This is a genomic window from Hominilimicola sp. (assembly GCF_046972485.1).
In the GTDB taxonomy this organism is placed as follows: Bacteria; Bacillota; Clostridia; order UBA1381; family UBA1381; genus Hominilimicola; species Hominilimicola fabiformis.
In genome coordinates this window covers 1-20,357 of sequence record NZ_JBKVWU010000019.1, presented here as the reverse complement: position 1 = coordinate 20,357, position 20,357 = coordinate 1, and the positions used below count along the sequence as shown (strand labels likewise).

Annotated in this window: 17 protein-coding genes and 1 tRNA gene; 4 read left to right on the top strand and 14 right to left on the bottom strand. The window is 38.2% G+C overall.

Translation table 11 applies throughout. The features are described 5' to 3' along the window. Positions 1 to 39: 39 nt before the first annotated feature. Complete coding sequence (locus ACLTU0_RS03935; RefSeq protein ID WP_412321463.1) at positions 40 to 4,488, bottom strand: InlB B-repeat-containing protein; 4,449 nt, start codon at positions 4,486 to 4,488, stop codon at positions 40 to 42. Between the two features lie 195 nt (positions 4,489 to 4,683). On the opposite strand from ACLTU0_RS03935, the gene ACLTU0_RS03930 reads away from it, so the two are divergent. Further along, positions 4,684 to 4,767: transfer RNA gene (locus ACLTU0_RS03930), tRNA-Leu, on the top strand. Between the two features lie 71 nt (positions 4,768 to 4,838). Here the strand turns inward: ACLTU0_RS03930 and ACLTU0_RS03925 are convergent. The 6 genes from ACLTU0_RS03925 to ACLTU0_RS03900 form a co-directional block, all read right to left on the bottom strand. After that, complete coding sequence (locus ACLTU0_RS03925) at positions 4,839 to 5,402, bottom strand: hypothetical protein (protein WP_412321462.1); 564 nt, start codon at positions 5,400 to 5,402, stop codon at positions 4,839 to 4,841. Positions 5,403 to 5,487: 85 nt separating this feature from the next. Further along, positions 5,488 to 5,712 carry a hypothetical protein gene (locus ACLTU0_RS03920; protein WP_412321461.1) on the bottom strand — a complete coding sequence of 75 codons (225 nt, stop codon included), beginning with the start codon at positions 5,710 to 5,712 and terminating at the stop codon, positions 5,488 to 5,490. A gap of 179 nt (positions 5,713 to 5,891) precedes the next feature. Next, positions 5,892 to 6,071: a hypothetical protein gene (locus tag ACLTU0_RS03915; protein ID WP_412294922.1), complete on the bottom strand. Its 180-nt coding sequence runs from the start codon at positions 6,069 to 6,071 to the stop codon at positions 5,892 to 5,894. Between the two features lie 387 nt (positions 6,072 to 6,458). Further along, positions 6,459 to 6,950 (bottom strand): hypothetical protein, encoded by a 492-nt coding sequence (locus ACLTU0_RS03910; protein ID WP_412321460.1) that lies wholly within the window; start codon positions 6,948 to 6,950, stop codon positions 6,459 to 6,461. Between the two features lie 186 nt (positions 6,951 to 7,136). Then, a complete protein-coding gene (locus tag ACLTU0_RS03905) occupies positions 7,137 to 7,331 on the bottom strand; it encodes a hypothetical protein (protein WP_147513710.1) in 195 nt (64 codons plus the stop codon). After that, entirely contained in the window at positions 7,328 to 7,489 is a 162-nt protein-coding gene (locus tag ACLTU0_RS03900) for a hypothetical protein (protein WP_412276286.1), read from the bottom strand. Before ACLTU0_RS03900 ends, ACLTU0_RS03905 begins: the two co-directional genes overlap by 4 nt. Before the next feature lie 263 nt (positions 7,490 to 7,752). On the opposite strand from ACLTU0_RS03900, the gene ACLTU0_RS03895 reads away from it, so the two are divergent. Next, positions 7,753 to 8,418, top strand: coding sequence for a LexA family protein (locus ACLTU0_RS03895; protein ID WP_412321459.1), 666 nt, complete (start codon positions 7,753 to 7,755; stop codon positions 8,416 to 8,418). Positions 8,419 to 8,572: 154 nt separating this feature from the next. Continuing rightward, positions 8,573 to 10,531, top strand: coding sequence for a hypothetical protein (locus ACLTU0_RS03890; RefSeq protein WP_412321458.1), 1,959 nt, complete (start codon positions 8,573 to 8,575; stop codon positions 10,529 to 10,531). Between the two features lie 89 nt (positions 10,532 to 10,620). Here ACLTU0_RS03890 and ACLTU0_RS03885 read toward each other — a convergent pair whose 3' ends face one another. From ACLTU0_RS03885 to ACLTU0_RS03855, 7 genes are all read right to left on the bottom strand, one after another. Beyond that, entirely contained in the window at positions 10,621 to 11,226 is a 606-nt protein-coding gene (locus tag ACLTU0_RS03885; protein WP_412321457.1) for a putative ABC transporter permease, read from the bottom strand. Between the two features lie 14 nt (positions 11,227 to 11,240). Beyond that, positions 11,241 to 11,744, bottom strand: coding sequence for an HD domain-containing protein (locus tag ACLTU0_RS03880; protein WP_022230116.1), 504 nt, complete (start codon positions 11,742 to 11,744; stop codon positions 11,241 to 11,243). A 150-nt stretch (positions 11,745 to 11,894) separates the two neighbouring features. Next, the gene (locus tag ACLTU0_RS03875; protein ID WP_412321456.1) at positions 11,895 to 14,351 is read right to left on the bottom strand and encodes an S-layer homology domain-containing protein; all 2,457 of its coding nucleotides are present in this window, start codon (positions 14,349 to 14,351) and stop codon (positions 11,895 to 11,897) included. Positions 14,352 to 14,513: 162 nt separating this feature from the next. After that, a complete protein-coding gene (locus ACLTU0_RS03870; RefSeq protein WP_022230114.1) occupies positions 14,514 to 15,686 on the bottom strand; it encodes an ABC transporter permease in 1,173 nt (390 codons plus the stop codon). Between the two features lie 2 nt (positions 15,687 to 15,688). Continuing rightward, positions 15,689 to 16,450 carry an ABC transporter ATP-binding protein gene (locus tag ACLTU0_RS03865; RefSeq protein ID WP_412321455.1) on the bottom strand — a complete coding sequence of 254 codons (762 nt, stop codon included), beginning with the start codon at positions 16,448 to 16,450 and terminating at the stop codon, positions 15,689 to 15,691. Positions 16,451 to 16,467: 17 nt separating this feature from the next. Continuing rightward, the gene (locus tag ACLTU0_RS03860; RefSeq protein ID WP_412321454.1) at positions 16,468 to 18,693 is read right to left on the bottom strand and encodes an efflux RND transporter periplasmic adaptor subunit; all 2,226 of its coding nucleotides are present in this window, start codon (positions 18,691 to 18,693) and stop codon (positions 16,468 to 16,470) included. Positions 18,694 to 18,721: 28 nt separating this feature from the next. After that, on the bottom strand, positions 18,722 to 19,147 hold the full coding sequence (locus tag ACLTU0_RS03855; RefSeq protein WP_147513717.1) for a MarR family winged helix-turn-helix transcriptional regulator: 426 nt from the start codon (positions 19,145 to 19,147) through the stop codon (positions 18,722 to 18,724). A gap of 190 nt (positions 19,148 to 19,337) precedes the next feature. Here ACLTU0_RS03855 and ACLTU0_RS03850 point away from each other — a divergent pair. Further along, the coding region (locus tag ACLTU0_RS03850; protein WP_412321453.1) for an amidohydrolase family protein at positions 19,338 to 20,357 on the top strand (1,020 nt) is incomplete at its 3' end.

Below are 20,357 nucleotides of genomic sequence, written 5' to 3'. Positions count from 1 at the left end.
AAAAAAGAACTTCCCGAATGGGAAGTTCTTTGTAGTTAATTAGTCTTGATTTGCGTTTGCTAAATCAGCACTAATAATTTCATATAGAGATTTTACGATACCTTTCGCATCTGCACCGTCACCGTAGCCCTTAATCATAAGTTCAGCGGCGATTGTACCGTTTGAATAGTGGTTATGGTCACTAAAACACTTAATAATCGCTTGTGCGGCAGCGTCCTTTGAGGCATAACCGTTTGTCTCATAATCATTTACATATGCATTAAATGCAGCGTCTGCCATCTTACCGATGTCAACAAATCCAACAATATTTGCATCGTACTTATCGCCTTCTGCCGTTGTTCTTTCAGCATAAATTTTACGAACAATATTATCATAGTCGTCTTGACGATATGAAGTAAATGTGTTAGTTGATGAGTCGTATACTTTTGCATACTCTTGTACTGCACCATGAGGTGAGTATGAGTTAAGAATTATCTTAGCACCCATTGCTTCACAGGCATCTATATAGTAGTTAAAGCTTGCTTCAAAAGCTGAACCCATACCATTAGTACCCATATCACCAATCATTACATAGTCACCAGGTCTAATATTAACCAAAACTCTGTCAATTAATTCTCCACCTGTGTAGTATGTTGATAGATTCTTACTTCCTCTACCATTGTTAGAGAATGTTGCAATGTCAGGAAGCTGCGAATATGTAGCATAATCTCTTGCCATTACATACGCCCATGAACCGTTGTTTGCGATTGTTGAGTCACCTACTGTATAGATATGTGGTTTTACGCCTGCTGTCTTATCAGTAGTCTTTTCAATTACGATTGATGCAACCTGTGCTGATTGTGTAAATGATAAATCAAGTACATCATCAATTACAGGAACTGCATATGTCGCACTTGTTAACTTATCGTTTGTACGTTCTACACCTGTTAGGTCAGCATTTACTTTTTCCGAAGCAAGCTTACCCTTGTAAGTAATAGTTACATTATAAACTTTCTTAGGAGTAACCTTTGTCTTAAATATAAAGTCACCTGCAAGATAATCGCTGTCAGCACTTTCTAGACTTGCTTCACCGCCTATTGTCGGTGTACCGCCCTCAATACCGTATCCTGTTGTATCAGAATATGATGTTGTAGGTGTTACGGCTGTATAGCCTTCCATAAGTGCGTCTTCACCGTCACCGCCGAAGTCGAATGCAAGACCGTGAATTGTTACTTTTACAGCCTTTGTGATTGTTTCATCACTTCTGTTTGTACTTGTTGCACGAATGTAAAGTGTTGTTGCAGAAGCAGCTGATGAAACTGAAAGTTCACCCTTAGCAGCGTCAAATGTCACACCTGTCGGCATTGTTGTAAGTGGGTTTGTGTTATTCTTGTCATATACGGCATATGTAACTGTTTTACCAGGAATGTCCATAGGTGTCTTATCTGTTGAAGATGTAGGACCTACAACCTTAGCCGCATATGTATACTTATCTGTTACACCCTCTGTTAGAGGAATTGAAATACTTGATGTTGACTGTGTAAATTGAACACTGTCTTGTGAACTTGTCAAGTTTACATTTACAGTCTTTGTAACTCCGCCGATTGTAACCTTAATCGGAAGTGTACCTGCCGGTGCATCGGCTTTTACTGTAAGAATTGCCTTATGTGAATCTGTTGTATCAGGTGTAATTGCAACGCTTGATGTATCTGTAACGCTTTCATCAAATGCCCATGTTGCTTCACCAATCATATCATAACCTTCAGTTGAAAGTGCTTTTGCAGTAAGAGTTGTTGTTACATCACTTTCACCTGCTTCCGGAATTGAAATAGTTTCGTCTGCAACAGTTGTTGTAAACTTAGTTCCGTCAATTTCCGGTGTATACATCTTTACGTTGTTAAAGTCTAATTCGCCTTGTGAATTATCAGGTGTTCTGTAGCATAGATATACAGGAGCTGTTGCACCTGCGTTTACAAATGCAGTTACATCTGATTCACCAAGTAATGTACCCTCAGCATCATAAACCTTTGCAAAGCATAGCTTTGAAGTTACGTCTGCCGAAAGAACTATCTTATACCATGTACCCGGAACAGCGTCACAAATCTTTTCGCCGCCGTTTAGGTTAAATTCAGTACCTGTGAAATTAAAGCTGATTGCTGTTGCATTAGCTGACCAAGTTACAGGATTATCTTGCTTAAACAAGATTGATGAGTTATTATTATAGAACTTAACATCTTGAGTAATAATAACCTGACCTGTAGGAGCATTGTCAAGCTTATTTACTGCAAAGCTTGAACTGTTTGTACCTGTTGATTTTAGCTTCAAGAACTTCTTATTTGTTGTCGAATCCTTAGCAAGATACAGACCTCTACCTGTATTACCGCCGTAAGCAGCCCAGTCACCTGTAACTACTTCTGTTGCACTCTTATTATCTGCTGATGTTACAGCTTTGTATCCTACCATATCATCCGAATACCAATCAAAGTTTGTAACATATCCTGGTTTCGGAAGAAGAACACCTGATTCGGCAGTTTTTGTAGGTACGATTGCCATAGGCTTTGAAATTGTTATTGTTTTACCGTTATATGTAACAGTTGCTTTTACTTGTCCGTAGAAGTTGAATGCCTGACTCTTTAATGCAAAGTTTACACTTGTTGGATTTTCTGCATCTTTAATAACCTCAGCATATGAATCACAATATCCATTTCCAGTTGGATCATCTGAAGTTACAGCACTCTGTCCATCTGCAGCCTTAGAGGCAATATGTCTGAAACCGTCAAATTCCCAATCTACTTTAAGGTCTGTAACTCTTGAATCAGGATTTGCCACAAGGTCTGTTCCTATTTCACCGATAAGTTTTACAGAAATCACATTGTTTGCAGCTGTATTTTCATCAGCACCTGCTGTAGGAATACCGTTTTCAGGGAATGAAGAAAATTCTACTGATTGAAGAGGTTCGATATACGCAGGGTCCTTATGATAAACTGCAGTATATGTAGTATCAGCTGTTACCTTAGCTGCAAGAACTTGTTCTGTTGTAAATAGATTTTCTGTATCTCCGTCTTTGCTCCAACCGTCAAACAAGTAACCTGTCTTTGCAACATCAGGAACTTTTGTTACACTTTCATCTTTCTTTACTGATGTTATAGTATTCTTACCGTCAACAGTGAATGTAACATTGTAATAAGTATCTGTAATATCATCAGATAAAACTTTACGAACTATTACATTATCCATACCAATCGCACCTTGTGATGCACTTGGAGCACCAAGGAATAGTTGTGAAAGTTTTGTAGCAGTAGTTCCTTCACTCATAGGCACTTGAGCTGTTTCAAAGAATGTTGTACTTCCGTCAAGTGAGGTTATTGTAAGAATAACTGCTTTTGATTCAAAATTCATTACTGCTTTTACATGTGCCCATTGATCATTTTTAAAATCATGAGTTTTTGCAGTTGCATTAGCAAGAGAATCTCCTGAATCATTTATGATAAAGTCGCCACCATCGGTAGATGCTTGGTTAAACTTCAAAATAGGTGCTGTACCTGCCGGCTTTTTGCTCGGATCATAAATATCATTACCTATCGGTGTATTTGAATCACCTATCAAAACAAGTTGATTTGTTCCTGAGCCTGCATGGAACTTGAAGTCAAACTCAACAACGGCTTGATTGTCAACCATAGTACCGGCTTCCTCAGGAAGAATACAGTATGCTGTTCTTTGACCTTTTCTTGCAGTCATAGTGTTATTATATAATATGTACTTATTAATTTCTGAATTCGAATCATTTGCTACTGATAATCCTGCAAAATAATACTGAGATGCCCATTTTTCGATTTCTTTTGTTGTACCTTCTGCTGTATTTATATATGTTTTTGAGCTGTCTTCAAAATCAAGCTTATAATATATTGCAGACGGATCTATTGTCGGCTTAACTGTCGGTGTTGCAGTAGGCTCAGCCGTCGGTGTTGTTTCCGGCTGGCTTGTAGGTGCAGTCGGCTTTACAGTAGGTGCCGGATCAACAGTACCTTCAACACTTGTTGTTGCAAATAAAGGTGTCATTGTCTTTATATCATCCCAAACCATAATTTTAGCCGCTTTACCTTGTAAATCGTAAGCAACTTCACCGCTACCGTTTTCAAGTGTAACATTTTCCTTTAGTTCTACGCCTGCTAAAGTTTTGTTATCGTAATACTTTGAAATTACGATTGTTACTTTGTCAGCTTTAGCATTTGTAATTTTGATTTTTTGGTCTTCGTAAACAACGCCTGTTGCCTCCGGAGTTGCAGCTGTAGCGGGTTTGTCTGTAGACTCAACTTCAGTTGTCGCTGTTGCAACAGGTTCACCTGTTGTCGTAACTCCAGCCGTTGTACTCGGTGAAACAGTCGCAGTAACTTCTTCACCGGAATTTTGTTCGCCCTCTGCACTTGCTGATAAAGGCAATGCAGTGAACGCACTTGCAATCATTGATACAGAAAGTATCGCAGACAGCAATTTTTTTCTTTTCTCCATTTTCTTTTCTCCTCTCTCTCTTAGCTTGATGATCGCTAATCATTAATAACATAATTATACTATAACAATTAAATTTTGTACAGTCCTTTTTTACAATTTCACTAAAATTTTTATCTGAAAAATATTTTTATAAAAATTTTTCAAAAAAAGTGTTGACAAATGTATGTGTATCTGATATAATTCATTATGTTGTTTGCAGATGTGGCGGAATTGGCAGACGCGCTAGACTTAGGATCTAGTGTCACCGACGTGGGGGTTCAAGTCCCTTCATCTGCACCAAAATTTATAAACCGTATAAATGCTTGAATGTCAAGTGTTTATGCGGTTTTTTAGTACTTACGAGAAGAAAATCAACGTGATAAAAAGTGATAAAATGTGATTGATGTCACTTTGCTATCAGAAAAAAACAATGAAATTTTATCGTCAGACATTTTAGGGTCAAACACATAAAAGCCCCCCTTATCCGTTCCGTGATACACCACTTTAGGGGTGCCGTCCTCATTTACAACTTTACTTGCTTTACTCGGGTTATTTTCCCAATCTCCAAACCAATTTTTAAAATTATCGGATTTAATCTGCACATTATCAGTATTATTTTCGACCGTGTCAAGACTACCGTTGTTTAAGCTCTTTAATGAGAATTTTCCTCGTGTTCCTCCTTTTTTCGAGTTTCTTCTACCATTCTCATATACTCTCTGAATCTCCGCCTGTGTTCCTTCATTCTTCGACATAAAGCCGTCAATTCTTCTTTTGTCAGCTTTCTTTCTGTACTGTCTGATAAGTTCTCGTGTTTCTCTTTCTGTAAGTCCGTTTCTTGATATTTCACGTCTTATCCCCTCACTTTCTGCAAAATTTCTAATCTTTTCAATTCCGAATTGTTTAAGCTTTTCCCAAGTTTCATCTGTAGTAATCATTTTTTCGGACATATCCTGTCCTGTGGTCATTGCATAATATCCAATAACTTTACCGCCGTTATCCTCTATAAATCCTTCAAGCCCTTTAATGAGATTTCCCCTTCAATTTGCTGATTTTCATTGCTTTGGATAGCAGTTCTTCTTGTGTTGCTTTTTCGTGACTTATCATATAGTCTATCATCATTTCTGTTTGAAATGCTTTCTGTTTCATCAACATTATTACTATTATACACTCCTCGTCCACTCTGAATATCTTCAATCCACGCAGTAAATCCTTTTGTGCTTGTGTCAATTTTTTTTGTTTCTTCATTATATAATTCCTCCCTTAGATTATCAATAAAATCTTCATTACCATCAATTTCAATCTGCATTAGGACCTTAAAATCTGTTTTGCTATTGTTTCTCCATATATAAAAATTATTTCCGATTTCTTTGTAATCTAATGTTTTTAATTTATTTGCTCTGTTGTTTGCCGATATAACATATTCATCAAGTTGTTTTTTTGCGATAAGGTATATCTATATCATCATTATATCTTATACCCATATCTTCGTCAATATTTGCATCACCATATTCGTTGCTTTTGCTATTTTCCCAAAATACAATGTCTGCATTGAGATTAGGTTTCATGCTTTCAGGGAATGTATTAAGCCGTTCTTCTTTGCTCATACTTTGTCTTGCCTTAACATCGTCAGCCTCGATTTCTCCTGCGCTTCGGTTTCTGTTTTCGTTATCGGAACTTTCACCGACTGCAAATCCCTCTCTTACTTGTATTGCGTGCTGAACTTCGTGAATGAGTGATTTTAATTTCTCTTGTATATGTCATGCCATTATCTTTAACAGGTACTCCCGAATTTTGATATGCCGTTATAACAAAAGAAGAACAATCATAATGCGGTCTCCATCTCACCGATTAACTGTAACCGTGACTGTCATCATTTGCACTATCTGTCGCCCATTGAACTGCATTATCAATTACCCTATATAAACCTCCTTTTCGACATACAAAAAAGTACATCGAATTTCGATGTACTTTTTAAGCCTTATTTGAAATTTTTAATTTGTCTTTTGAGTAATTATATATCCGTTTGCGTTATCTGTCGGAACAAGGCGGAACGTGACATTTCCGAAATCAGTTCCTGTTGAATCGGTATTTTTAAATACTACGTCCATTCCGTCACCGACATTTTCGGCACTTATAAATTCATATCTGCCGTCTCCGCGATTTGAAACACTGATTTTATAATTACCGTTTTCATATAAAACACTGCCGTTATCGGTTGGGTGATATTCGGGCATATCTGCACCGAAAAGCAATTTATAAGTATCTCTTACGGAATTTTCGGACCATTCAAAATATCCGTTTTTATATTGAGCAGACGTATCCGCACCGTAACCTTCTGTGTAATAATAGAAGATAAAACTTCTTACAAAATCTTCACTTTGTAAATCGTTCTGTGTAAAATACGGTATTACATAACCTTGCTCCGCAAGAAACGATTTTGCATTATCGTCTAAAACAAAAGCCTTTTTTAGTCGCCAAAACAACCTGCGTCCATTATACGCAATCTTCCGTCAAGCCACTTTTCATATATCGCATTCTTCACCGTATCACGGTCAAAAAAGCACCGTTTCATAGGTGCTAAGGCGGGGTAAACCTCGTATATTCACTTATCCCACTCTCCTTTTTCGTATCAAAAAAGCACGCCCTAAGACGTGCTTTAATTCTTATCTTCAATTATCTCCGTTACTAAAAAACAAAGCTTCTGCTTCTGCATATTTTCTTTTAAACAGCTCTTGTTGTTTTTGATATGCTTTAACTGCCTCGTCTGGTGCATCAGGACTTAAAGCCGGTGTTTTTGTATAATCATAGTACGGTGCATATATTTTTTCCAAATTTTTTTCTTCTTCCGTCTTTATTAATCTCATCGCATTATTCCCCCTTCTATCCATTTCTGCACCCTATACTCTGTATATGTTTCGTCATACTCAGTAGCGTCCAATGTTCCTATCGCATACGAACTTACATTAATATTATATCCTTTCTCAATTTCTCTGTCAAGTTTCTTCTTACAATATTTACACAAATATCCTATATAATTTTGTTTATATATCCTTTGTCAATAAGTTTCACAACAATTTTTCCTTGCGATTGTTCCCATTTCGTCACTTTCGCAATCTTTCTCTATCTTGCCGTGAATTTCACCTCGTTTTTGTTACTTAACAGGAATGTCCTTATTTTGTAGATTATTCATCAACTTTTTTATAATTCTAAAGCAAAGTTGACAAATAGTCTACATTATGATATATTAATAATGACAATAAATGTTTAGACAGGAAGTGATATTTTATGGAATTATATAAGAGAATAAAAGCACGCAGAGAAGAACTCGGAATGTCACAAGAAGAACTTGCAACTAAGTTAGGTTATAAATCCCGTTCAACTATAAATAAAATTGAAATGGGCAAAAATGATATAACTCAATCAAAAATCATAGCTTTTGCCAATGCACTTCAAACAACTCCAAGCTACTTAATGGGACTGGACGAACACGAAACGGAAATATATACAGATGATAAATTTCCAAATCCGAATATAACAGAGGACTACACAACATTCCCCGTTATAGGTGACATAGCGAAAGGATATAATCATATCGCTATTGAATCATGGGACGGAGATAAAGTCGATATTCCTAATTCATATTTAAAAGGACATACTCCGAAAGATTTCTTTGTACTGTGCATTAAGGGTGACAGTATGTATCCTCAATATCAAGACGGCGATAAAGTATTAATCTTACGTCAAAGCACCGTTAATTATAGTGGTGATGTCGGAGCAGTGATATACAATGACGAAATATCAACATTAAAAAAAATCGAGTTTGTAGAAGATGAAGATTGGTTGAGGTTAGTTCCTGTCAATCCGAATGTTCCGCCAATATTAATTGCGGGTGAAGAATTAAAGCACTGCCGAATAATAGGTGTTCCTAAATTGTTGATTAGAGAAATGTAAGTTTAATTTGAAAGGTATGCCCGCCTAACTGCAAAAATATAGCTATTAAGGAAAAACTTTAATGACGTTGTTGACGCTATAACCGATTGACGTTGAACAATATCTAAATTACTTTGTCAGCTGAGATTATTCCTCTGACTATTAGGAGAAAACAATGCAAAATAAAACAAAACTATTTAAAACAGCAATATGTATTATAACCACGTTAATATTAATTTTCGGGACTATTCCCTGTGGTGCGGTTTTATCGGACGAATCAAACGCACCAACTTTCACAAATCTTGTTGTATTTATGAAATTTTCTGACGAGGACGAATTTATCAACAACACTTATGCCGACACAACTGTCCGCAACATTTTAGACAATACATATAATAAAAGTGTATACAATGTCGCTGACTATTTCAAAACAGTAAGCGGCGGGAAAATGAATATGCAAACGCTTTATCTTTTTGACAACAACAATTCGCTCACACTTTCAAAGCCACGCGGTTATTATGCCGAAAAAGATGACCAAAACCCTTACGGTTACGAGAGTGGAGAAGAAAATTCCAGAATGTATGAACTACAGACTGATTGGGCGAATACAATTTCAAACGCAATCACGAACGGAAACAAGCCAAAAGATATAGAAGAAAATCAATACAATTTTGCCGACCTTGACCGAAACCGTGACGGAAAAATTGATTTAATTACTGTGATTTACAAAAATACAACGCAAAATATTTCGGTTGGTTGGAATTCACCTCTTTGGGACTATCACTCATATTCAAATATGATTTCAGTGCAAGAAGGAGTTAATACTTATCAGAGTGGAGAATATTTACAGCTAACGTGCAACTACGAAAACGTAAACGGACTTGTGCTTTATCGCGGTGAGGATAATCTGCCTATTTTACCGACAGGTAAAATATGTCACGAAACCATGCACGCACTTGGCTTGAAAGACTTGTACCGCTCCAACCAAACAAGCGCGGTGTATTATATGTCACTGATGGCAAAACATCTAACCCCTATCGGACAGTATATTTCCGTTAAAGAACGCGAATCGCTCGGTTGGCTTGACAATAATCAAATTAAAACCATTAATAAAAACGGTACATATACACTCTATCCTGCCTCAGCTCAAAATGAAGTTGTTGCATATAAACGAGATTTACCGAACGGAAAAACTCTTTATTTGGAATATCGTCAATTCGATGACAATGGTAACAAATATGATACAAAAAACAAGAAACTCTATTCGTGCAATACCGGTGACTTGATAAAAGGTGTAACACTTAAGAGCGGACTGATTTGCTATCTTGCTAACACAGGTGTACGTTTTCCCTCAAATATAAACACTACAGGCGCTAACTGGAATATGCAGGTCGTTTCTAACGGTCAATACTCAACTATGTCAGATTGTGCAGTCGGTGACGGCGAAGAACTTTATATTGGTAACGACATATTTGTTTATGTAACAAATATGTCAGCAGATAAATTAGAGTTTGAAATTAGCGGAATTGCAGAAACAACCCCTACTCCGACGTTGACTCCGAGTCCTACTCCGACTCCTACTATAAATCCAACTCCAACCGTGAGTCCGAGTCCTATTCCGAGTCCTACTCCTACTGCAACTCCATGTCCTACCCATACAACAAATCCGACAGCAACTCCACATCCGCCCCCGACAATAACTCCGACAGCAACGCCTACTGCAACTCCAAAACCTACATTAAATCCTACTGCAACTCCGACAGCGAGTCCGACACTAATTCCGACTTCTTCCCCAAAACCTACACCACGTCCGACTGCGACTACAAATCCGACAATAACTCCTGCAACAAGCCCAACTGCTACAATGAGTCCTACAGCAAGTCCTACACATGATATTAACTGCAACATTGAAGGCAACAATATATCTGTTAAACTCACAAACAGCACTTTAGGCGGAATTATCTTAATTTCTGAATTTAATTCGGGCGGCAAATTATTACGTTGTACTACCCATTCACCACAGGAGAATATAAGTGTTTCCCTACTTTCTGCAACTCATACCGTAAAAGTTATGTGGTGGAATTCTCTAAACAATCTTGTTCCAATCACCGACTCAAAAACGGTAACACGATAATCTGATTTTTCAAAAATATAATCAGCAGCTGAATTCTATTATTCAACTGCTGATTTTTTGCACACAAAAACGGAGCAAAAACGCTCCGTTTATCTTCTAAATGTATCTTTTATTTTTTTTACCAATCCCACACATCTGCCGTTACGCAGCTCGTCCATAAATTCGGCTTGTTTTTCCACATACCAAAGTTTTGACGAATCCATACACTTAACCGTCTTAACCGTATCCGCAATCATCACAAATGCAATTACGCACGTCATAATATGTAACGCCGGTAACCTCACGCTGCCAATCATATCAATCGTCACCGGTGCAATAAGCTTAATAAGTGCAACGGTAAATGTACCGAACGCAATTCCGCCTATAAGGCAAACACGTCCGTTTATATTACCGGGCCAACCTGTATAATCCCACCATCTCTTATGAAACAGCGTTTCCAAAAGCCACGATACAAAATATTCAAGCGAGCAGGTAACCACCATTCCCGCAAAAAACAGTATCAAAGGATTTTCAATCCATCCAAGCAATATCAAATCAAGCATTGCTCCCATACCGTATATAGGGCAAAAGCAAGTGCTTAAAAAGCCGCTGTTTACAAATTTTCTTTGTTGTATGCTGTAATATACCGTTTCATAAGCCCAGCCAATAAAGCTAAATACCGCAAAGCACAAGAAATATTGGCAAAAACTCATCATTTACCCCCCCTTATTTAAATCATTTGTATTTCCTTATACAATTCAGCATAGTCCCCCGTAATCTTTGTATTTATCTTTCTGTACGCTTCTTTTTTAAATGTTTCATAAAGAGAACAATATTTATCCGCCAAACATACTATCCAGCCTTCTCGGCAGGTCGGCGGAATTACAGTAAGCGGGAACATATGCTTTTTTATAATATCGCGTTCTGTATCGGTCAAATCAAAATCTCTGTCAGCATTTCTAAGAGCCGTCATAGGATGAGTAAAACCGTGTATTCTTCTCTCCTTTTCGCCGTCATGCCAATCATATAAGAAATAATCGTGCAACAATGCGCCTCTTATAAGGTCACGCTTTTTGTATTTTATACCGAAAAACTCGGCAATTTTAATACTGTAATACGCAACCGCAATCGTATGCAAAAGGCACGAAGTGTCACCGTGCTGAGTAAACTTTTCCATACGTCTTAAATGCGATTTTTGTGACAAATTATGCAAACAATACAAAACTGAATTCATTTATTCTACCGCCTTTTTTAATTTACACATAGCCTTCTTTACCTATTATTATAATCACTGACATTTAATATGTCAATATATCTGCCGTCAAATTTATAAAATTTTAATATTACGCAAAAAACAAGCGATTTTCATCGCTTGTTTTTCATCTTATTGAGCTATTATTATACGAATTCTGCCACCCAATGTCTGTGCCTTATCGTAATAAGCAGTAAGCTTATAATTTCCGTTTATAGCATCATCAAGTGTTATCTTCAAATATTTATTAACATCTGTCTTATGATATACAATCACCTTATCACTAAGCAAATATGTTTGATTATTGATTTTCGCCTCTGTACGTGTAAGCGAAGTTATATTGCTTGGATACGATGAAAGCTGACGCATACTTTCAATACCTGTCTGATTCATACTGAATCTGTGCGGACCTCTTACATTTGTTGAGAATGCAGTCGCATATGTGTTTTGCGTACCGTCTATATCAATAGTATATGTATGAGTAGTCGAATCAGCAGCAGTGATTACACCGTACTTATAAGCATCACCCGTTATATCTTTCAATATAAGCTCGTCAATCTCACCAGCTCTATTCTTTGAATAATACAATACGCTTGAAGATTTTATCGTAACACCGTCAAGACGCTGCGGATAAATTCTTGTGTACATTGCTACGTCGTCGCTTGCAGTTCCGGCAGTGTCAAGAATCTTCACATCGTCTGCAAGGGTATAATCGCCAAATTTATTCTTTTCGGAATTAAACTTACCGCTTACGTTGTCATACCCCTTTGCTATTGAAAGACTTGCTTTACCGTTTGTAAATGATACATTTACTACAGCACATTTAAGCGAACTGCAATCTGATGAAGTCGCATATTCATTTACTGTTCCGTCAGGTGTAACAACCTTTGCATAGTAACTTGAATATACCGTATTATCAGGGTTTGTGAAATCTTTTTTGCCTGTTTCCGTAACAAATCCTACTGTTGTGTGTGAAGATGTGCTTTCACTTCCGCCGACAACTCCGGCTACTTCGCCGTTTCTGCCAAGAAGAAGTGTTACGGTATCACCGTACTTAAATGTTCCGCTTGATGAAAGTGCATTAAATGCGTCTACGCTTTCAACAGAATACTCTTTACCCGAAATTGTAACGCTTGTCGGCGAATCCTTTGTCGGTGACGCCTTTTCGTACACGCCTGTAACTTTATCCGTATAAGCAAGCACCATATTCAAATCTTTACAATAGTAAATAATATCGTTAAGCTGAATTTCTGACGCGTCAACCTTATTACCGCTTCTCATTACCGTTGTCGAACCGTTTGTATCGAAGTTCGCGATCCAATTTGAATTTGTAACCTTGACCGGTCCTTCCATATTACCCTTTTCATAGCTTACGTAATCAACATTACTTCCGTCCATCTTGACATAAAGAATGTCGCCCATTGCCATTTCATTCTTTACAGCACCGTATGTACTCTTATTCTTATCTTTGTAACAAGTTGTGCCGTCTGTTATATCAATCTGTTCAAAACTGCCGTTTTTATAACATATAACTGCATCTGAAAGAAGTGAATAGATTACATATTTATCAAAGCTGTCCGTACCTGTTTCGCTGTCTTTTGCAACAAGCATTGCATAGTCAACAGAACCGTTTGAATTTTTAAATAGTTTGAATGTATCGCCTTTTTCGGCTTGCATTGCGGCATTTTCGTATGTAAGTGCCTGTGACTTGTAATATGTAGTTGTGTTTGAATTGATGTTATACATATCGCCGTCAAGAATTATATCGGAACCGATTACGTTTGAAACGGTGTATTCTTCAACTCGCTGGTCACGCGGTGTAAATGACACAAAATCTTCATCGTTCTTTACGACAATATCGCCTTTTCTGCCGACATAATCGCTGTTGAAATTACCGTCAAATTCAAATGTTCCGGCTGTTGTATAGATTTTGTCAGTACCAAGTGAGCTGTCCTCGTTGTGTGATGCAATAATCGTAACACCCTCAATAACTTTACTGTCAAACACTGAAGTTATAAGTTTGCTTTGATTATCTTTGATTTTTGTGTCAAGTGTATTGTAAATAAGTCTTGCAACCTGACGTCTTGTAAGTGCCTTACCTTGCTCGGCATTTACGTTCTTTGTAATTTCAAGACTGTTTGCAAGCCCCATTTGACCGTAAGGCCATGAATCGCCAAAATCCTGTGTTGTGTATCCCAGCACCTTTAATGCCATTGTAAGTGCCTCTTCATATGATACCGTATTGTCAGGTCTGAATGTCGAATCAACATATCCCTCCGCAATTCCGGCTGATACAGCGGCCTTTATGTAAGGTGCTGACCAGTGAGTATATGTAACATCTTTAAAAGGTGATACTTTTAAACCTGTTGCTACTGTATCTTTGTAGCTTGATGACGCTACTGCAATTTTCGCAAATTCCGCTCTTGATACATTGTCATCAAGTCTTAAATTGCCGTCATCATCGCCGACCATTATATTAAGTTCCGACAAAAGCGACATAATATCTTCGTCATTGTTCCAGTCTGCCAATACAGGCAAAGTCGATAATGACATAGCCGCCGCCAAAACAAAAGAAATTATTTTCTTCATAACTTACTTCCTTTCCGTGCAATATTATCGTACATACTATAAAATCAAGAAAATCTCAGTCCGAGAGAAAATTGTTCACAGTGCGTTTTTGCAGCGAGCGGTGCCGTACGTTTGTACTGCCCCGAGCAAAAAAATGTGCTGTGGGCAATTTAATCCGGACGATTAATCGTATCTTAACGCATCTATCGGGTTTAATTTGGCAGCTTTTTTAGCAGGCATATAGCCGAAGAACACACCTATCATCGCCGAAACCGTAAACGATACTACAATAGATGTCGATGTCGGTAATATATCCATCCCCAAAAGTTTACCTGCCAGTATTGCCAAAAGTGAGCCTACAATAATACCGATTATACCGCCCAAACAACTAAGCATACCCGCCTCAATAACGAATTGAGAAAGTATATCTTTCTGCTTTGCACCAAGTGATTTTCTGATACCTATTTCCCTTGTACGTTCCGTAACCGACACAAGCATAATATTCATAATACCGATACCGGCAACAACAAGCGATATAGCCGCGATTGCGATAAGCATAAGTTCCATTTTATCAAGAATATCGGTTACACTGTCTGCCATAGACTTCATTGACGTTACAGTATAGTAATCACTGTCGCCTATATCTTTATCGCAAAGTGCTTCTAAAAGCAAAACCGCCTCTTCTACCTTTTCCTGGTCAACCGCATAGACAACATAGCTGCTTACGGTTGATGTACGGTTTGTGTATGACGCCAAAGTGTATGGTATATACACACAGTTATCCGAAGAATTTTCTGTCGAGTCGTCCTGTTCTTCAAGTATTCCGACAACTTCATACGGCGTACCCGTTATTTGAATAGACTTACCGAGTGCGTCACCGCCGAAAACTTCTTTTGCTATATAAGTACCGATAACGCAGACTTTCTGCTTTCTCTCAACGTCAACATATGTAAGCTCACGTCCGTATGTAATGTTATACTTCTTCATTCCGAGATAGTATTCGTTTACACCTGTCGCCTGTGTTGAAATTGTATCACTGCCGTTTTTTATAAATGCAGGCATTGAAACTGTCGGTGACTGACCTGCAATAATGTCGGAATGTTCTTCCGCAAGCTGTTCCATTTCTTCAGGCTTTACTTCCTTTGTCGCGGAACGGTCTTGAATTGAAACATTGATTGATTCAATACCCATTTCTTCAAATGCGTCCGTTATTTCCGATGTCATTCCCGACATAAGACTTACAAGCGCAATAACCGCCGTAATACCGATTATAATACCGAGCATTGTAAGTATTGAACGCATTTTGTTGCCGACAATACTTGACATTGCCATCTGAAAACATTTCCAAATACTCATAATCAAGTCGCCCCCTTTGCTCTTTCATCTTCGGGAGCATCTTCGCCCGCACCGTGCTGATTCATTACTGTTATGTCACCCTCTGCCGGACCGTCATAAACGATACGTCCGTCTGTTATACGAATGATACGTTTTGCTTTCGCCGCTATCGAGTTATCGTGAGTGATAAGAATAATCGTATTACCCTCCGCATTAAGTTTCTGCAAAAACAGCATTACTTCACGACCTGTACGCGAGTCAAGCGCGCCTGTAGGCTCATCGGCAAGGATTACCGACGGATCACCCGCCAAAGCTCTTGCTATTGACACTCTCTGTTGCTGACCGCCCGAAAGCTGTGCCGGATGGTTTTTCGCTTTTGATTTAAGTCCTACTCTGTCAAGTGAAGCAAGCGCTCTTTTCTCTTGTTCCGCGTCGCTAAGTCCCGCATACAAAAGCGGAAGTTCAACGTTTTCCAATACGGTTAATTTCGGCAACAAGTTATATTGCTGAAATATAAAACCAAGCATTTTATTTCTTACGTCAGACAATTCATCTTGACTGTAATTATTAATTTCTCTGCCGTTTAATCTGTAAACACCCTTTGTTGCCACGTCAAGGCAACCTATAATATTCATACAAGTAGATTTACCACTACCCGACTGACCTACTATCGCAACAAATTCGCCTTTGTTTATAGTAAGAGATATTCCGTCAAGTGCGTGAACTTCCGTATCACCCATATGATAAATCTTATAAACATCTTTCATTTCTACCAATGGAGGCATTTTACTTCACCTCCGCTTTATCTTCCGCCCGGCATTCCGCCACCGCCGCCGGACATACCTCCGCCGCCTGGCATTCCGCCACCGCCGCCTGGCATTCCGCCGCCGGACATTCCGCCCATATTGCCGTTAGGAACTACATACATATCTTGAGCATTTTGATCACCGAATGACGCATTCGCACTTGACGATTCTGTGTCAAGCGTTCTTACCTGGTCTTTTTCTGTTAAACCTGACTTGATTTCGATATAGTCTGTATCGTTAATTCCTGTTTCAACCTGAATTGCACGGTAACCGTCAGGTACATCTATATTAGTAGGTACACTTTCTTTAGCCGCCGAATTTTTATCCGATTTATCACCGTTCGGTGTATCGCCGCTTACAACCGGTATACCGCTTGACTGCGGTTTATCGTCCTTATTATCGTCCGTTTTACCCGATTTATCTTTATTACCCTTTATAATATCCGTAACATCATTTTCGTGAGTTGTTCCGTCGTCCTTTACAAATACAATATTGCCTCTGTTTACACTGTTTACAGGCACTGCAATTACATTGTCAGCCTCTTCAACAACAATTTCGGCGTCAACATTCATACCCGGCAACAAATCACCGTAATTTTCTATTTGAATTTCGATAGTGTATGTTGTTACACCGTTTTCGTTTACACCGTCTACAGGAACTTTTGTAACCACACCTTCAAATTCACCCTCTACCGCGTCTGCCGTTACAGTAGCTTTTTGACCTGTCTTAACAAGTGCTATTTCCGTTTCGTCAACATCAATAGAGAATTTAACGCTTGACAAATCGTAAATTACACAAAGCGGATCTGTTGCATTTGAAGAATCTATCGTATCGCCTGCTTTTGAGTTTTTCTTAACGACTGTACCCTCAATCGGTGCTTCGACAACATAATCGTCAACTGCGTCCTGTGCTTTTTCAATACCAAGTTCGGCATCGTCAAGTGCAAGCTGTGCGTTCTTTATGCTTGAATCCTGTGAGAAAGTATCGTTTTGCAATACTTGCTTTTCAAGTGCCAAAACCGCATCATTATATGAAAGCTGTGCATTGCTCATTGTCGAGTTTTGATTATCATACTTAACATATCCGACTTTTTGACCGCTGTAAACAGAATCTCCTACCGCAATATTAAGATTTTCAAGTGTGCCTGATGCCGTTGATGTGATTGTTCCCTCGCTTACATATTCAAATTGTGCCGTATTTGCACAAGCAACTCCGTTTATTTCCGCACTGCCGTAATCATTTGTTGTAAGTGCGCCCGGATTTGTGACTTCAACCGTTACATACACAACTTTAGCGTGTGCGTCTGTTGAAACGGCTGACGATGATTTTTCTTTAACAGTTCCGTAAATCGTATCGCCCGAACCTATAACAGATACTGTTGCGACCGCGCCTGTCTGAATACTTTCGGCATCAACTTCATTAAACGGTATTCTCAGTTTCATATAAGAATCGTCATACAATGTTGCAACCGTTGCACCGGCATTGATATGGTCCCCTTCTTTTACGGATAATTCTTTAACTTTACCTGCTGAATTTGACTGTATGTACTGATTGTTTTTAGTATCATTAAGCGAATTTAATGCCTTTGTTACTGCATTTTGTGCAGACTTTGTACCGATATTGTTTGAAGAAACGGTCTGTGCCTTTTGCTTTACTGCGTCAACATATGCCTGTTGTGCTTTTGCAAGTGCATTTTTTGCCGTACTCAAAGAATTTTGAGCGTCGCTGTCCTCAAATTGATAAAGCTTATCACCTTTCTTAACAACGTCACCCTCTTTGAATGTATCACTTGTTATATCGCCCGACTTGATAGTTGTTACTTTATACGAATCATTCGGCTCGATAGATGATGAACCTGTGATTGTATTTGTGATAGTACGACGTTCAACCGGCGAATCGGTATACATAACTTTTACGGCACTGTTGTTTTTAGACTTTATAATAAGTCCCGAACATATACCTGCAAGTATTGCTATTACAAGAATAATTATAAGTAATTTCTTGCCTATCTTAAACTTACCGATAAAGAACTTCTTGTTTTGCTTGTCATATCCAATGAATTTCTTTTTCGGTTTCTTTTCTTCATCACTGTTGTCATCATCATCTGAAAATCCAGATATTTCTTCAAAAGTGAGTTCGTCTGCATTTGTATCTTCTGTGTTAGATACTTCTGCTTCACTTTCCAAAAGCTTTTGCTCCTTTTCAGAAGTAAAATCTCCCATATTTCTTGCCTCCTGCACCTTTATATTTTTAACTTATCTGCTCTGCGACTTTAGTTAATTTATCGCAAAACATTTTAAGGTCTGCTTCATCTACATCTCTGAAACATTCCTGTAAGTTTCTGATTATAACTTTCCTTTGATTATCATATGCTTTTCTGCCCTCGTCAGTAAGAACTATATAACTCTTACGCTTATCGGTTGTATCCGATATACTTTTAACCCAGTTTTTTTTCTTCAAAGCCTTTATGCTTTGAGAAATAGCCGCCTTACTGACTTTTAAAATGTCACTCATCATAGTGACCGTCATCATTTTTCCGTCATTTGCGGACTGAGTAAGTAAATTCAACATCATATAATCGCCCCTTGACATTTCCTCAAAAGGACACTTTGAAAGAAACCACAGCTCCATCCTGCTTACGATTTCCCAACATTGAAGAAACATTTCTTCTTTCACCGTGTATCCCCCCACACACCGTAATATTAAATTTTGTTAATTTACTTAACCATTTTACCACCACAATTATTCTAAGTCAATATTTACACTTTTGATACAATATGAATTTACACTTTATTCACATTTCATTTGAATATTATTAACTTTTAGTATATAATAACTATATCATAATTGTACGAGGTGATATTAAGTGAAAAAAACATATATTGATACGGCTATGGAACGTATCGCACCTGATTTAATACTTAAAGGCGGAAACGTTGTCGATGTTTTTTCGGGCAGAGTTATTAAAGCCGATGTTATTATAAAAGACGGTATTATCTGCGGTGTCGGTTCATACAGCGGTGAAAACGAACAAGACGTTTCCGGCAAATATGTTATGCCGGGTTTTATTGATTCGCACGTTCATATTGAATCATCTATGACGCAGCCGTCCGAATATGCAAAGGCAGTTATGCCTCACGGTATTACAACCGTTATTGCCGATCCTCACGAAATAACAAACGTATGCGGTGAGGACGGTCTTGAATTTATGTTAAAGTCTGCGAAAAATATTCCGCTTGACGTAAATCTTATGTTGCCGTCATGTGTACCTGCAACGCCTTTTGAACATACAGGTGCTAATCTTGACGCAAAAACAACTCAAAAACTTGCACCTAAGTTCTTCGGTATCGGTGAAATGATGAATTATCCCGGTATTGTTTCAGGTGATGATGAAACACTCGGTAAGTTGTGTCTTGACATTATCGACGGTCATGCACCTTTGCTTTCGGGTCATGAGCTTGACGCATATACAAGTGCCGGTATAAAAACCGACCATGAATGCAGTGTCGTTGAAGAAATGACCGAAAAAATAAGCAAAGGTATGTATATTCTTCTTCGTGAGGGTACGCTTTCGCTTGACGTTGCAAAACTTATCAAGGGTGTAACCCCTTATACGTTAAGACGTTGTGCGTTTTGTACCGATGACAGATTTGTCGGCGAAATTATTCGTGACGGCAGTATTGACCACTGTATCAGAAAAGCCGTTTCACTCGGTCTTAACAATATTGACGCAATCATTATGGCAACGCTTAACGCTTGTGAAATGTACGGTATGAAGAATAAAGGAGCAATAGCTCCGTCATATGTTGCCGATATTGTCGTTGCCGACGATTTGAATTTAAGTTCAATATCACAAGTCTACAAAAACGGCAAACTTGTATGTGAA

Coding starts and splice junctions, on each gene's coding strand:
- ACLTU0_RS03935 (WP_412321463.1), bottom strand. CDS start 4,488: ATGGAGAAAAGAAAAAAATTGCTGTCTGCGATACTTTCTGTATCAATG.
- ACLTU0_RS03925 (WP_412321462.1), bottom strand. CDS start 5,402: ATGATTACTACAGATGAAACTTGGGAAAAGCTTAAACAATTCGGAATT.
- ACLTU0_RS03920 (WP_412321461.1), bottom strand. CDS start 5,712: ATGAAGAAACAAAAAAAATTGACACAAGCACAAAAGGATTTACTGCGT.
- ACLTU0_RS03915 (WP_412294922.1), bottom strand. CDS start 6,071: ATGAGCAAAGAAGAACGGCTTAATACATTCCCTGAAAGCATGAAACCT.
- ACLTU0_RS03905 (WP_147513710.1), bottom strand. CDS start 7,331: ATGAGATTAATAAAGACGGAAGAAGAAAAAAATTTGGAAAAAATATAT.
- ACLTU0_RS03895 (WP_412321459.1), top strand. CDS start 7,753: ATGGAATTATATAAGAGAATAAAAGCACGCAGAGAAGAACTCGGAATG.
- ACLTU0_RS03890 (WP_412321458.1), top strand. CDS start 8,573: ATGCAAAATAAAACAAAACTATTTAAAACAGCAATATGTATTATAACC.
- ACLTU0_RS03885 (WP_412321457.1), bottom strand. CDS start 11,226: ATGATGAGTTTTTGCCAATATTTCTTGTGCTTTGCGGTATTTAGCTTT.
- ACLTU0_RS03880 (WP_022230116.1), bottom strand. CDS start 11,744: ATGAATTCAGTTTTGTATTGTTTGCATAATTTGTCACAAAAATCGCAT.
- ACLTU0_RS03875 (WP_412321456.1), bottom strand. CDS start 14,351: ATGAAGAAAATAATTTCTTTTGTTTTGGCGGCGGCTATGTCATTATCG.
- ACLTU0_RS03870 (WP_022230114.1), bottom strand. CDS start 15,686: ATGAGTATTTGGAAATGTTTTCAGATGGCAATGTCAAGTATTGTCGGC.
- ACLTU0_RS03865 (WP_412321455.1), bottom strand. CDS start 16,450: ATGCCTCCATTGGTAGAAATGAAAGATGTTTATAAGATTTATCATATG.
- ACLTU0_RS03860 (WP_412321454.1), bottom strand. CDS start 18,693: ATGGGAGATTTTACTTCTGAAAAGGAGCAAAAGCTTTTGGAAAGTGAA.